At 71.9% G+C, this 12,425-nt stretch carries 14 protein-coding genes; 5 read left to right on the forward strand and 9 right to left on the reverse strand.

Translation table 11 applies throughout. From position 1 onward, the window contains the following. Positions 1-16 precede the first annotated feature (16 nt). Complete coding sequence (locus BJY17_RS16585) at positions 17-826, reverse strand: alpha/beta fold hydrolase (protein WP_179552343.1); 810 nt, start codon at positions 824-826, stop codon at positions 17-19. A 112-nt stretch (positions 827-938) separates the two neighbouring features. Here BJY17_RS16585 and BJY17_RS16590 point away from each other — a divergent pair, with 112 nt between their 5' ends. Together BJY17_RS16590 and BJY17_RS16595 are read left to right on the forward strand one after the other, a co-directional pair. Then, a complete protein-coding gene (locus BJY17_RS16590) occupies positions 939-1,577 on the forward strand; it encodes a TetR/AcrR family transcriptional regulator (RefSeq protein WP_179552344.1) in 639 nt (212 codons plus the stop codon). Between the two features lie 51 nt (positions 1,578-1,628). Continuing rightward, a complete protein-coding gene (locus tag BJY17_RS16595) occupies positions 1,629-3,152 on the forward strand; it encodes an ATP-dependent DNA ligase (RefSeq protein WP_179552345.1) in 1,524 nt (507 codons plus the stop codon). Between the two features lie 14 nt (positions 3,153-3,166). Here the strand turns inward: BJY17_RS16595 and BJY17_RS16600 are convergent, their stop codons facing one another. The 3 genes from BJY17_RS16600 to BJY17_RS16610 all read right to left on the reverse strand — a co-directional run bounded on the left by BJY17_RS16600 (position 3,167) and on the right by BJY17_RS16610 (position 5,124). Next, positions 3,167-3,487, reverse strand: coding sequence for a TfoX/Sxy family protein (locus tag BJY17_RS16600; protein ID WP_218889940.1), 321 nt, complete (start codon positions 3,485-3,487; stop codon positions 3,167-3,169). Further along, on the reverse strand, positions 3,484-4,107 hold the full coding sequence (locus BJY17_RS16605) for a dihydrofolate reductase family protein (RefSeq protein WP_179552346.1): 624 nt from the start codon (positions 4,105-4,107) through the stop codon (positions 3,484-3,486). The genes BJY17_RS16600 and BJY17_RS16605 overlap by 4 nt, the downstream gene beginning before the upstream one ends. A 66-nt stretch (positions 4,108-4,173) precedes the next feature. Further along, positions 4,174-5,124: an NAD(P)/FAD-dependent oxidoreductase gene (locus tag BJY17_RS16610; RefSeq protein ID WP_179552347.1), complete on the reverse strand. Its 951-nt coding sequence runs from the start codon at positions 5,122-5,124 to the stop codon at positions 4,174-4,176. A gap of 65 nt (positions 5,125-5,189) precedes the next feature. Between BJY17_RS16610 and BJY17_RS16615 the strand changes: the two genes are divergently transcribed. Together BJY17_RS16615 and BJY17_RS16620 are read left to right on the forward strand one after the other, a co-directional pair. After that, complete coding sequence (locus BJY17_RS16615; RefSeq protein ID WP_179552348.1) at positions 5,190-5,765, forward strand: helix-turn-helix domain-containing protein; 576 nt, start codon at positions 5,190-5,192, stop codon at positions 5,763-5,765. An 89-nt stretch (positions 5,766-5,854) separates the two neighbouring features. Next, positions 5,855-6,742, forward strand: a complete 888-nt coding sequence (locus tag BJY17_RS16620; RefSeq protein WP_179552349.1) for an intradiol ring-cleavage dioxygenase — start codon at positions 5,855-5,857, stop codon at positions 6,740-6,742. Here the strand turns inward: BJY17_RS16620 and BJY17_RS16625 are convergent. The 5 genes from BJY17_RS16625 to BJY17_RS16645 all read right to left on the reverse strand — a co-directional run bounded on the left by BJY17_RS16625 (position 6,726) and on the right by BJY17_RS16645 (position 11,331). Then, on the reverse strand, positions 6,726-7,244 hold the full coding sequence (locus BJY17_RS16625; RefSeq protein WP_179552350.1) for a gluconokinase: 519 nt from the start codon (positions 7,242-7,244) through the stop codon (positions 6,726-6,728). The two genes, BJY17_RS16620 and BJY17_RS16625, sit on opposite strands and share 17 nt — an antisense overlap. Positions 7,245-7,288: 44 nt before the next feature. Next, positions 7,289-9,454, reverse strand: a complete 2,166-nt coding sequence (locus tag BJY17_RS16630) for an ATP-binding protein (protein WP_179552351.1) — start codon at positions 9,452-9,454, stop codon at positions 7,289-7,291. 65 nt (positions 9,455-9,519) lie between these two features. After that, positions 9,520-9,759, reverse strand: a complete 240-nt coding sequence (locus BJY17_RS16635) for a hypothetical protein (RefSeq protein ID WP_179552352.1) — start codon at positions 9,757-9,759, stop codon at positions 9,520-9,522. A gap of 31 nt (positions 9,760-9,790) precedes the next feature. Further along, a complete protein-coding gene (locus tag BJY17_RS16640; protein ID WP_246304110.1) occupies positions 9,791-10,567 on the reverse strand; it encodes a class I SAM-dependent methyltransferase in 777 nt (258 codons plus the stop codon). A 407-nt stretch (positions 10,568-10,974) separates the two neighbouring features. Beyond that, entirely contained in the window at positions 10,975-11,331 is a 357-nt protein-coding gene (locus BJY17_RS16645) for a cupin domain-containing protein (protein WP_179552354.1), read from the reverse strand. A gap of 110 nt (positions 11,332-11,441) precedes the next feature. Between BJY17_RS16645 and BJY17_RS16650 the strand changes: the two genes are divergently transcribed. Continuing rightward, positions 11,442-12,422 carry an ArsR/SmtB family transcription factor gene (locus tag BJY17_RS16650; RefSeq protein ID WP_179552935.1) on the forward strand — a complete coding sequence of 327 codons (981 nt, stop codon included), beginning with the start codon at positions 11,442-11,444 and terminating at the stop codon, positions 12,420-12,422. The last annotated feature ends 3 nt before the right edge of the window (positions 12,423-12,425 follow it).

The following is a 12,425-nucleotide window of genomic DNA, read 5'->3' on the forward strand; positions in this document are numbered from 1 at the left end:
AACGCCCGGCCCGGAATCACCGGCCGGGCGTTCGTGCGCTCGCCCGACCGGCGGCAGCATGCACGAATGCGGCGAGTTCTGCGGCCATCGACTCGGGTTCCCACCCGTGCTCACTGCCCGGCATCGTCTTCCACGCCGCCCCGGGGATCGCCGCGACGATCGACTCGGCGGCGGGGGTCATGATGTCGTAGGTCTGCTCGCCGACCATCGCCAGCACGGGCACGCGGATGTCGCCGAAGAGCTCGGAGTGCGGCGCGGACTCGGCCCAGGCGAGCGACTCGCCGTCGGGTCGCAGGCTCGGCGCCTGATCGATCATGGCGGGGATGCTGCGGACGATCTCGAGGATCTCGGGCGGCATGTCGCGCATGTACGCGTCGAGTGCGCCGCTGTCGTCGCCCGCGTCGATCAGGCGGTTCACCTCGTCGGCCCATTCGCGCCCGCCGCTGTCGGGCGGGGCGAGCGGCGCCTCCCACAGGGCGAGGCCGTCGACGGCGAGACCGGCGACTGCGGCGCGCAGCGAGATCGAACAGCCGGAGGAATGGCCGCAGAGCACCGCGCTGCCGCCGGCGACGTCGATCAGCGCCTCGATCGCCGCGAGCTCGCGGTCGAGGGTGATCGTGCCTTCGGCGGCGCTCTCGCCGCGGCCGACGCGGTCGTACACGATCGCCGAGACGCCGAGGCCGGCGAGGAGCTCTGCGGTGCTCGTGGTCTCGGCATCGATGGCCCGCCACGGGCCGGCGCCGGCGACGAACACGAGCGCCGGCCCGGTGCCGTGACGGTCGAAGGCGATGCGATCGCCGGCAGTGGAGACGACGAACTCGGACATGTGGTTCCTCTTTCCCTGAGACGTGATCCTCGTGCGACCCGGTCGAACTGGACTGACCAGTGTGATTTTATCAAACTAGACTGTCTAGTACTGATCGTCAAGGGAGGAAGGCATGTCCACCACGAACGAGCCGACGCGTTCGGAGCGGAAGCGCCGCGCCATCCTCGCCGCAGCGGAGGAGCTCTTCCTGCGAAACGGGTTCCTCGGCACGAGCATGGACGAGCTCGCCGAGCGATCGGCGGTCTCGAAGCAGACCGTGTACGCGCACTTCGGCAGCAAGGAGTCCCTGTTCGTCGCACTCGTCTCGTCGATGACCGCCGGAGCGGGCGACGGCCTGCACGACCTCGACGAGCACCCGGCACCCGACGGCGATGTCGCGGGGTACCTCGCCCGCTACGCCGCCGACGAGCTCGCCGTCGTGATGACGCCGCGCCTCCTGAAGCTCCGCCGGCTCGTCATCGGCGAGGTCGAGCGCTTTCCCGACCTGGCTCGGGCGCTCTACGAGCACGGTCCGGCGCGGGCCATCCGCTCGCTCGCCGTCACGATGTCCGCGCTCGCCGACCGGGGGCTGCTCTCGGTCGACGACCCGGTCGAGGCGGCGACGACCTTCAACTGGCTCATCATGGGCGCTCCCATGAACGAGGCGATGCTGCTCGGCGACGGGGCGATCCCCGATGCCGCAGCCCTGCGGCGCCACGCTGCGCACGCCGCGCGCGTCTTCGTCTCGGCGTACGGAGTCGGCACGCGCTGATCGATCGTCGGCCACAGCCCGCGTGTCGGACGCCGGTGGGAGACTGGCCCCGTGCTGCTCGATGAACTCGCGCTGACCGCCGACACCGTCGCCTCCACCCGCTCGCGCCTCGCGAAGGTCGGCGCGCTGGCCGAGCTGCTGCGCCGGCTCGAACCCGACGAGATCGCACCGGCCGTCGGATTCCTCGTGGGCAAGCCGCGGCAGGGCCGCGTGGGCGTCGGATGGCGCGGGGTCGCGGCCGCGACCGGCGAGCCGGCCGCCGAGCCGTCGCTCACCGTGGGCGATCTCGATGCCGTGCTCGATCGGCTGGCCGCGGCATCCGGTGCCGGGTCATCGGGGGAGCGGGCGCGTGAGCTCGCCGAGCTGATCGGTGGAGCGACCGACCGCGAGCAGGGCTTCATCGGCCGGGTGCTGCTCGGCGAGGTGCGCACGGGCGCGCTCGAGGGCGTGGTCACCGATGCGATCGCCCGTGCTGCCGATCGCCCGGTCGGCGTGGTGCGCCGTGCCGCGATGCTCTCGGGCGACCTCGGCGAGACCGCGCGGCTCGCCCTCACCGGCACCGAGGCCGAGCTCGCGGCCGTCGGCCTCGTCGTAGGCCGGCCCGTGCTGCCGATGCTCGCCGCCACCGCCTCGAGCGCCGCGGCCGCGCTCGAGACCACGGGTGAGGCGTCGGTCGAGTACAAGCTCGACGGCGCGCGCATCCAGGTGCATCGCGCCGGCGACGAGGTGCGCGTCTTCACCCGCAACCTCGCCGACGTCACCCGCAGACTGCCCGAGGTGGTCGACGTCGTGCGGCGGCTGCCGGTGCACGACGTCATCCTCGACGGCGAGACGCTCTCGCTCGACGAAGACGGCGCGCCCCGGCCGTTCCAAGACACGATGTCGAGCTTCGGCGCCGAGTCCGCGAGCGAGACGGTGCTGCATCCGTGGTTCTTCGACGTGCTGCACGTCGACGGGCGAGACCTGCTCGACGAGCCGCTCTCGATCAGGCTCGCCGAGCTCGAGCGCATCGCGTCGGCGCACCGCATTCCGGGTGAGGTCACGGCCGACCCCGAGGTCGCCGAGCAGGTCTCGCGCGACGCGCTCGCCGCGGGGCAGGAGGGCGTCGTGGTCAAGGCGATCGGCTCGCCGTATGCGGCCGGCCGGCGCGGGTCGAGCTGGATCAAGGTCAAGCCCGTGTTCACCTACGATCTCGTGGTGCTCGCGTGCGAGTGGGGGTCGGGCCGGCGCACGGGGTGGCTCTCGAACCTGCACCTCGGCGCACTCGACCCCGTCGGCGAGTTCGGCGAACCCGGCGGCTTCGTGATGGTCGGCAAGACCTTCAAGGGGCTCACCGACGAGCTGCTGCGCTGGCAGACCGAGCGATTCCCCCAGATCGAGACCCGGCGCACCGAGCACACCGTGTGGGTCGAGCCGAGCATCGTCGTCGAGATCGCGATCGACGGCGTGCAGCGCTCGAGCCGGTACCCCGGCGGCATCGCGCTGCGGTTCGCCCGGGTCAAGCGGTACCGCGACGACAAGACGGCGGCCGAGGCCGACACGATCCAGACACTGCGAGGGCTGCTTCGCGGCTGAGGCGAAGCGGAGCATCACGGCGTGATCGAGTCGACGAAGTCATGCGCTTCGCCCGCGACCTCGCGCCAGCGGTCGACGCCGTCGTCGAACGGCACCACCGCCCATTCGCGCATCGGGCGACCGCGCATGACCATGTTGTCGAGTCGGAGCTCGTCGATGCGTGCCTCGGGCAGCTTCACCACGAGGCTGCCGCTGTTCGCCACGAACGCGAAGAGCTTGCCGCGCACCGAGACGCCGTCGGAGCCGAACATCCGGCCGATCGCGACATCCGGGAGCGCCAGCAGCGCGGGCGCGATCTCGTCGAGCCGTGCCCGGCCCGTCTCTCGTTCGCTCATGCCCCGGCCTCATCGATCGTGCTCATGTCGACGCCCGTGACCGGCTCGCCCGCCCGCTCGTAGACGAGCTGGATCGACCCCTTCGGGAAGGCGACCGGAGGCTCGACGAGCGAGAAGGCGGCGGGAACGGTGCCCTCGGCGAAGAGCCGCTTGCCGGTGCCGAGCGCCAACGGGTAGAGCCAGAGGTTGATGCGGTCGACGAGCTCCTCCCGAAGCAACGTGCGCACGAGGTCGCCGCTGCCGAAGACGTGGGTCTCGTCGAAGCGGTCGCGGATGCCGCGCACCTCGGCCGCGACATCCGTCACGACCGTCGTGCCGGCCCACGACGGCTCGGTCAGCGAGTGCGAGGCGACGAACTTCGGCACGGCATTGAACCTGGCTCCGATGTCGTCCGATTGGAACGGCCAGTACGCGGCCCAGATGTCGTAGGTCTTGCGGCCGAGCAGCAGGGCGTCGACGCGCTCGATGTCGGCGCCGATCGCCGCACCCGACTCGGCGTCGAAGTACGCGCCCTGCCAGCCGCCGAACGGGAACCCTCCCTCGGCGTCCTCATCGCGGCTGCCCGGCGATTGGTACACCCCGTCGAGCGTGACGAACAGGTCGACGACGATGACTCCCATGATGAGCTCCTTCCCCTCCGCCCCCATTGTTCGCCGCACGGCCGGTGAGGGGAACCCCCATCGAGGTCAACCGGCGAGCGCCTCGCGGATCTCCTCCTCGATGAGGTCGGAATTGATCGTCATGCCTGCGAGGCTGCCGGCGCCGGCGGCGATCGGCACGCTCGCGCCCGGGTTGACGACGTTGCCGGCGGCCCACACGCCGGGAATGCTCGTGCGGCCGGTCGGGTCGACGCCGACCCAGTCGCCGTCGCCGAACGCCGGGGCGGTCGCGGCACCGAGACCGGTCAGCAGGGCGTCGTTGGGAACGGGACGGGGGCCGAGGAAGATCGCATCGATGGCGATGACCGCGTCGTCGGCGAGCCGGATGCCGCTGAGCCGGGCCGCTTCGTCGGCGGTCACACTCGCCCAGGCTCGCGTCTCGACCGCGATGCCACGCGCGAGCATGCCGGCCGAGTCGTCGCCGTCGAGCTCGGCCCCGTTCGTGAAGAACGTGACCGACGGCGACCACTGCCGGAGCATCTGCACCTGGTGCACGCTTCGCGGGCCGGTCGCGAGCACGCCGATGCGTCGATCGCGCACCTCCCAGCCATCGCAGAACGGGCAGACGACCGCGCCGGTTCCCCACTGCTCCGCGAGGCCGGGGAGGTCTGGCAGCTCATCGCGCAGGCCGGTCGCCACGAGCAGGCGGCGAGCGCTGAGCCGTTCACCGGAGTCGAGGGTCACGGTGAAGCAGAGCGCGCGGTTCGAATCCGCGACCTCCGGTGCGGCGCCGGCGACCTCCGCCGCGCGCACCACCCCTCCGTAGCGCGCGACCTCCTCGCGCCCGCGCTCGAGCAGTTCGAGCGGCGACCAGCCGTCTCGGCCGAGCACGCCGTGCATGTGCGCGGCGACGCCGTTGCGGGGCGCGCCCGTGTCGAGCACGAGCACGCGCCGCCGGGCGCGCACGAGCATGAGCGCCGCGCTGAGTCCGGCGCTGCCGCCGCCGACGATGATGACATCCCACGGTTCCTGTTGCATGCCCTCAGCTTCGCGATAGCCTGAGCTACGCGCAACGTTCGTTGCTGAAACGGCAAGGAGATCGGATGGCCGACGATCTCGAGACGATGCTGAGCGCCGTCGCGCCGAGGCTGCGCGAGCTGCGCCTCCGCCGCGGGTACACGCTCGCCGAACTCGCCGCAGAGACCGGCATCTCGACGAGCACCCTCTCACGGCTCGAGTCGGGACTGCGGCGGCCGACGCTCGAACTGCTCATCCGCATCGCGGCGGCGTACCGGGCGAACCTCGACGACCTGGTCGGCGCGCCCCAGATCGCCGACCCTCGCGTGCACCCGAAGCCGTTCTACCGGAACGGCACGGCCGTCATCCCGCTCACCCGGCAGAACCCCGACCTGCACGCCTTCAAGATGGTGTTGCCGGGGCATCCGCCCGACGAGCCCGTCGAACAGCAGGCGCACGGCGGCTACGACTGGATCTACGTACTCAGCGGCCGGGTGCGGCTCGCGCTCGGCGACGACGAGATCGTGCTCGAACCCGGCGAGGCCGCCGAGTTCGACACCCGGGTTCCGCACGGCCACGCGAGCGCGTCGACCGAACCCGCCGAGATCCTCAACCTGATGAGCGTGCAGGGGGAGCGGGTGCACCTGCGCACCGGAGAGTGACTCGGCATAGGCGGCTCATCGACGACGCACAGCACGACCATTGCGCGGCTGCACATGCTGGTGCTCTGACGAGACCTGAGGAGCAGCCCATGACGAGCCACCGGCCCACGACCGACGAGCGCTGGCTCGACGAGCACGGCGACGAGATCGATGAAGACCACCGCGGCCTCGTCTACGACATCCGCACGCTCGTCGACCGCCGCCGCATGCTCGGTATCTTCGGCGGCATCGGTCTGACCACGCTGCTCGCCGCCTGCTCGGGCGGCGAACCGGCGCCGAGCGCGAGCGCCACGGCGAGCGGCACCCCGAGTGCGACGCCGAGCCCGTCGGCGTCGGCCGCGGCATCCGGCCCCCTCGACGAGGTGCCCGACGAGACCGGCGGGCCATACCCGGCCGACGGCTCGAACGGCGTCAACGTGCTCGATGATTCGGGCATCGTGCGCGGCGACATCCGCTCGTCGTTCGGTTCGTCGACGACGGTCGCGCAGGGCGTGCCGCTCACGATCGAGCTGACGGTGCGGGATGCCGCGACCGGCAGTGCGCTCGTCGGCGCCGGCGTGTACCTCTGGCACTGCGACCGCGACGGCGACTACTCGCTGTACTCGCCCGGCGTCGAGCACGAGAACTACCTGCGCGGCGTGCAGGAGACCGACTCGATGGGCGCCGTGCGCTTCACCTCGATCTATCCCGCGTGCTACTCCGGCCGGTGGCCGCACATCCACTTCGAGGTGTACTCCGACGTGGCGAACGCCGTCGCGTCGGGCCCGATCGTGAAGACCTCGCAGATCGCCCTGCCCGAAGAGGTCAACGACCTCGTCTACGCGACGAGCGGCTACGAGCAGAGCGTGCGGAACGTGTCTCAGGTGAGTCTCTCGAGCGACAACGTCTTCCGCGACGACGGCGGCATCCACCAGATCGCGAGCATGTCGGGCTCGGTCGCCGGCGGGTACACCGCGGCGCTCACGATCGGGGTGTGATCGCCTCGAAGAACGGGCCCAGGCCGGCGACGGCGCGATCGACGATCTCGGCGGGGGCGCCGGCGACGTCGACCGTGATGCCGGTCTCGTCGATCGAGAGCGGCTCGAGCGCGGCGAGCTGCGAATCGAGCAGGCTCGCCGGCATGAAGTGGCCGGCGCGCGCCGCCGCCCGCGCGGCGAGCAGCTCGTGGGAGCCGTGGAGGTGCACGAACACGGTCGACGGCGCTGCGTGGCGGAGCCGGTCGCGGTACGTGCGCTTCAGTGCGGAGCACGCGATCACGACGCCCGTGGTCGAATCCTGGAGCTCGGCGCCGACCAGATCGAGCCATGGTCCGCGGTCGGTGTCGTCGAGCGCGACGCCCGATGCCATCTTCGCCACGTTCGCGGCCGGGTGCAGGTCGTCGGCGTCGCGGAACGGCACGCCGAGCCGTTCGGCGAGCAACCGGCCGACGGTCGACTTGCCGACTGCGGACACGCCCATGACGATGATGCGAACACCCATCCCGCAGTTCTAGCAGGTGCGCATCGGTCGTCGCTCGCGGATCCTCACCGTACTGCGGCACCGAGGCGCTCTCGGATCGCGGTCTGGTTCGCGCGATCACCCGCTGAGTCGGCGAATCCGAGCGCCTGCTCGAGCAGGACGGTGCGTCGCGACGGCTCGGCCCGATCGGCCTGCAGGATCAGGCTGCGCGTCGTGCACCGCACATCGCCGAGGCGTCGGAACACGTCGACGAGTTCGTCGATTCCGGTCGAGACGCCCGGAACCTCGAGCATCTGCTGCACGAGTTCGGCATGCGCGAGTTCGTGGTCGTTGTGCGTCGCACGTGCGTAGTCGGCGCACTCCGCCGCCCACGCGACCGCCTGCTCGGGCTCTTGGCCCGATTCCGCCGCCGTGAGGGCCATCATGTACCGGGCGTTGCTGACGTGGGTGGCGTCGCCCGCCCGGGCGTACGCGCGCATCGCGGCATCGAACTCGGCGATGGCCGCTGCTGCATCGGCGAGCTCGGGGCCGCGCACGGCGATGCCCCGCATCTGGTGCACGGCGGCGAGCTCCCAGTCGTCGTGCAGGGCGAGGGCGAGCCGCTCCGCGATCGCGAGGTGACCGACGGCGTCTTCCGTGCGGCGCCGATACGCGGCGGCGAGGCCCGCCAGATGGTGCGCCGCGAGCTGCGACCGGTCGTCGTCGGCGATGGCGAGGGCGCGTTCGGCGAGCTCGTCGACGAGTTGCACGTCGAAGTACGAGAGCGCGTTGCCGATCGCGAGCAGGTCATCGGCCGACGCCGACGACAGCAGGCGATCGTCGCGTGCCGCCATGGCAAGCGTGCGCACGCTGTCGACATCCGACCCGTACTGCTCGATGCCGATCGCGAGGTCGGCGGCGAGCGGCAGGGCGCACGGATGCCCCGCTGCCAGCGCCCAGCGCAATGCCGCGTTCACCTCGGGGCACATGTGGGTCGACAGGCTCATCGCCTCGTGGCTGTCATCGGTGCGGGCGTGCACGACGAATCTCGATGCGAGGTCGGCGTGGTACTCGGCGTGCCGCGCGAGCACGTCGCGCACGTCGGCGGGGTCGCTCCGCGCGAGCACGTACTCGCGCATCACCGCGAGCAGCCGGAACCGGCGGGGATGCCCGCCCGCGGGCACGAGCATCGAATGGTCGAGCAGGCGGAGCACGACGCCCTCGGCGCCGGGGTGCGTGACCGCGGCGGCCAGGTCGACGTCGAAGGTGCGGGGGAGTGCGCCGAGGCGGCAGAGCACCTGCTGCTCGTCGTCGGTGAGCAGGTCCCACGTCCAGTCGAACGCCGTGTCGAGGGTGCGGTGCCGGCCCGTCGGCACGGCGCGGTCGAGGGTCGCGAAGTCGCGCTCGAGACGGGAGGCGAGTTCGGCGAGCGACAGGTGGCGGGCGCACGCCGCGGCGAGCTCGAGCGCGAGCGGCAGCCCGTCGAGCCGCGCGGCGATCTCGCCGGCGAGGTCGCGTTCGGCCGGGGTGGTGACGAGGCCCCGGGCGCCGAGGCGCTCGAGGAGCATCTCGGTCGCCGCGGCATCCGTGCCCGAGGCGTCCAGCGGCGCGAGGCTGTGCACGCGCTCGCCGGCATCGCCGATCGGGGTGCGCGACGTGGTGAGCACCGCGAGGTCCGGGGTGCTGGCCAGCAGGCGGCCGACGACCTCGCCGACCGTCGGACCGACGCGGTCGACGTTGTCGAGCACGAGCAGGTAGGGGCGGGCGCCGAGCGCCACCGCGAGGGCGGCCGTGATGTCGGTGCCCTGGCTCGACTCGAGGTCGAAGGCGCGGGCGACGCGGGCGACCACGTCGCCCGACTCGGCATGCTCGAGTTCGACGACGACCGGTGCCCGCTCGCCGTGCCGCCGGCTCGCGAACTCGAGGGCGAGTCGGGTCTTGCCGACGCCGCCGGGCCCCGCGATCGTCACCCACCCGCTCTCGTCGACGAGGGCGGCGACCGCGTCGAGATCGGCGATGCGGCCGATGAAGGCGTCGCGCGGCAGCCGAACGGATGCCTCGTGCCGCTCGCCCGCCGCCGCGACGAGTGCTGCCCGGCTGTCGGCACCGAGCTTGCGTCGGAGGCTCGCGATGTGGCTCTCGACCGTGCGCACGGAGATGAACAACTCCGCTGCGATCTCGGGGTTGCTGAGGCGCCGCTCGATGGCGGCGAGCACCGCGCGTTCGCGGGGCGTGAGCGATTCGCCCGCCACGACGCCCAGTGTAGACGCGGGGATCGCGCGCCGCACTGGGCGGGTGGTGTCGTCGGGGGCTCGGGTCACGACGCGACTGGGGCGGGCCCTCCGCCGTGGCCGGCTCCGAACACGGCGGTCGTCGACAGCGCGAGGCGTCGCCGCCACCGTACGAGGAACGGCGGGCGCGAGACATCCGTCACCTGCGCCGCTGCGCTCTCGGCATCGCGATCGGCGATGCGTCGACGCTGCTCGAGCTCGCGGTTCAGGCGCTCCTCGCCGCGGTGGTGCAGTTCGAACACGAGGTAGTCCTCGCTGAGATACATGATGTTCCTTCCGGGAATGCGCCGACCGTGGTCAGGCTCGGCGGGCGGTGACGAGCAGGTACTCCCACTGCAGGGCATCGCCGGTGGTGCGGAGACCGTGGGAACGGGCGAGCTCGACGAGCGCATCGTCGAGGGCGCGAACCTGGTCGGGGTCGCCGGCGATGCGGCCGTAGACGGCGATCGTCGGTCCGTAGTTCCGCTTGAAGTAGTCGCGGAACTCCTCTGGTGAGGCGAACTGATCGACGGTGACGGTCTGCCGTCGAGCTTCGATGTCGTCGACGTCGTCGCCGAACAGCTCGCGGACGTGCTGCTCGTCGCCCCAGAGCGGAGCGGGCTCGGCGCCCTCGGGCAGCGGTGCCGCGAACGGCTTCATGGTCTTGAACATCTGGCCGATGAAGCCCTCGGGCGTCCAGCTCAGTACGCCGATGCGACCGCCGGGACGGGTCACGCGCAGCAGTTCGCCGGCCGCGCGACGGTGATGCGGTGCGAACATGACGCCGACGCACGAGACGGTCGCGTCGAACCCGGCGTCGTCGAACGGCAGCGCCTCGGCGTCGGCCTCGCGCCACTCGAGCTCGGCTCCTGCCTCGTGCGCGCGGCGTCGGCCGGCGTCGAAGAGCTCGGGAGCGAGGTCGCTCGCGACGACGGCGCCGCCGCGGAGCGCGGCGGGGATCGCCGCGTTGCCGGAACCGGCCGCGACATCGAGCACCCGGTCGCCCGGTCGCACGCCGACCGCGTCGACGAGCACCGGGCCGAGGCTCCAGATGAGATCGGCGGCGAGCGTCGGGTAGTCGCCCGAAGCCCACATCGCCCGGTGCTTCGTCTTGAGGGCTCGGTCGGCCGTGGTCGGGTCGGTCGCGGTCGGGCCGGACTCGGGCGATGCGGTGGCAGTGGCGGTGGGGGCTGATGCGGCCTGCGCGGCCGGTGATTCGGTCATGGTCGTCTCCTCGACGCACTCGTGAATGTGGATGATCCGCCAAGCGTGCGCGCCGAGGACCGCCGCCGCATCCGTGCAGCACACTGAGGTTTTCTCAGTGCTCACGCTGGGCGGATCTCAGGGTGATGCGCATTCCGGGCGGTCGGCGCCGACGGCGCGAGGTTCGACGACCTCTCGGGCACCGATGTCATGGCCGGCCGTCTGCGGTGCCTCACGCTGCCGCGGCCACCCGGCCGGTCGAGGCCGACCGTACGCTGCCTCGTGCGGCGTGCCCGGCGCTACTCGGCGAACTCCTGCACGATGACGTCGGACGCATGGATGCAGACCATGCGCAGGCGGCTCGTGCCCGTCGCGACGAAGCGGTGCCAGGTGTCGGCGGGGGCGGTCGCCGTGTCGCCCGGGGTCGCGACGAGCTCCTGCTCGCCGATCGTGAGCAGCGCCTCGCCCTCGAGCACGATCCAGGTCTCGGGGTACGGGTGGCGATGCAGGTCGGGCCCCTGGCCGGGGTCGTTGTCGACGAGGAAGTACGAGACGGCGGCGCCGTGGTCGCGCCCTTCGAAGCGGAGGGTTCGGCCCGAGCCGAGTCGAATCGCGTCGGCGGGCACGATCGGCGGAATCGAGGTCGTGGCGGTCATGGGGGAGTCCTCTCGTGGTGGGCGTGCGCTGGTTCCGATGTGCGGTGGTTCCGATGGGAACAAGGCTGCGCCCGCGGCATCCGCCTCGGTAGCATTTCGACGTGGATCGAATGTTCGCGGACTTCCAGCTCGCACCCGACGACATCTCGGCGATTCGGTTCGGCATCTCGCCGGGCCACGAACTGTGCCATGCCGTGCGGGTGCTGCAGCGCCCGGAGGAGCAGCCGTTGCAGTGGGGGTGGCTGCGGAGCGTGCGGAGTCGCGTGCCGCAGGACGCGTTCGAGCTCATGGCGGTGATCATCGGCGAGGCCGGGTACTTCCCCGACTTCCTCACCGCGACCCCGACCTGGGATCTGACCCCGGCCGACGAGGCCGAGCGGCTCGCGGCGGTACCTCCCGAGCTGCTGCGCGCCGACCTCGCGAAGATGCTGGCCCGATCGACGGGTGCTCGGCGAGTTGCCATCGGCCGCATGATCGAGCAGCCGCTGCACGCGCGCGCCATGATCGCCGCGGCGTGGAGCGAGGTGTGGCACGCCGTGCTCGAACCGGTGTGGCCGCAGCTCGAGCGGTTGCTGCGCGCCGACATCGCCGTGCGAGCCCGGCGGATCACGACCCAGGGCATCGCCGTGATGGTCGCCGGCCTGCACGAGTCGGTCGCCTGGCAGGGCGACGTCGTGCGGGTGCGCCTGCGCAGGCACCGCGAACTCGTCGACTGCCGGGGGAGCGGGCTCGTGCTCGTGCCGTCGGTCATGGGCGGCCTCGGGTGCGCGGTGCTCACCGAACCGCCGGCCCAGCCCACGCTCTTCTACCCGGCGCAAGGGGTCACCGAGACGTGGGCGAAGGACCCGGCCGCCGCGTCGCGATCGCTGGGCGCGCTCATCGGCCCGGCACGCGCCGGAATCCTCCTCAGCGCGCACGACCCGCGCACCACGACCCAGGTCGCGGCCGACAGCGGCCTCGCCCCCTCGACCGCATCGCATCACCTGACCGTGCTCCGCGAGAGCGGGCTCATCGCGAGCGAACGCCGGGGTGCGCGGGTGCTGCACGTGCGCACTCCGCTCGGCGAGGCCTTCGTGGGCGCCACGAACTGAGAC

The organism is Agromyces hippuratus, from assembly GCF_013410355.1.
In the GTDB taxonomy this organism is placed as follows: Bacteria; Actinomycetota; Actinomycetes; order Actinomycetales; family Microbacteriaceae; genus Agromyces; species Agromyces hippuratus.

Excerpts from the sequence above, each read along its gene's own strand:
- BJY17_RS16585 (WP_179552343.1), bottom strand. The coding sequence starts at position 826 with ATGTCCGAGTTCGTCGTCTCCACTGCCGGCGATCGCATCGCCTTCGAC.
- BJY17_RS16590 (WP_179552344.1), top strand. The coding sequence starts at position 939 with ATGTCCACCACGAACGAGCCGACGCGTTCGGAGCGGAAGCGCCGCGCC.
- BJY17_RS16600 (WP_218889940.1), bottom strand. The coding sequence starts at position 3,487 with ATGAGCGAACGAGAGACGGGCCGGGCACGGCTCGACGAGATCGCGCCC.
- BJY17_RS16605 (WP_179552346.1), bottom strand. The coding sequence starts at position 4,107 with ATGGGAGTCATCGTCGTCGACCTGTTCGTCACGCTCGACGGGGTGTAC.
- BJY17_RS16610 (WP_179552347.1), bottom strand. The coding sequence starts at position 5,124 with ATGCAACAGGAACCGTGGGATGTCATCATCGTCGGCGGCGGCAGCGCC.
- BJY17_RS16615 (WP_179552348.1), top strand. The coding sequence starts at position 5,190 with ATGGCCGACGATCTCGAGACGATGCTGAGCGCCGTCGCGCCGAGGCTG.
- BJY17_RS16620 (WP_179552349.1), top strand. The coding sequence starts at position 5,855 with ATGACGAGCCACCGGCCCACGACCGACGAGCGCTGGCTCGACGAGCAC.
- BJY17_RS16625 (WP_179552350.1), bottom strand. The coding sequence starts at position 7,244 with ATGGGTGTTCGCATCATCGTCATGGGCGTGTCCGCAGTCGGCAAGTCG.
- BJY17_RS16635 (WP_179552352.1), bottom strand. The coding sequence starts at position 9,759 with ATGTATCTCAGCGAGGACTACCTCGTGTTCGAACTGCACCACCGCGGC.
- BJY17_RS16640 (WP_246304110.1), bottom strand. The coding sequence starts at position 10,567 with ATGTGGGCTTCGGGCGACTACCCGACGCTCGCCGCCGATCTCATCTGG.
- BJY17_RS16645 (WP_179552354.1), bottom strand. The coding sequence starts at position 11,331 with ATGACCGCCACGACCTCGATTCCGCCGATCGTGCCCGCCGACGCGATT.
- BJY17_RS16650 (WP_179552935.1), top strand. The coding sequence starts at position 11,442 with ATGTTCGCGGACTTCCAGCTCGCACCCGACGACATCTCGGCGATTCGG.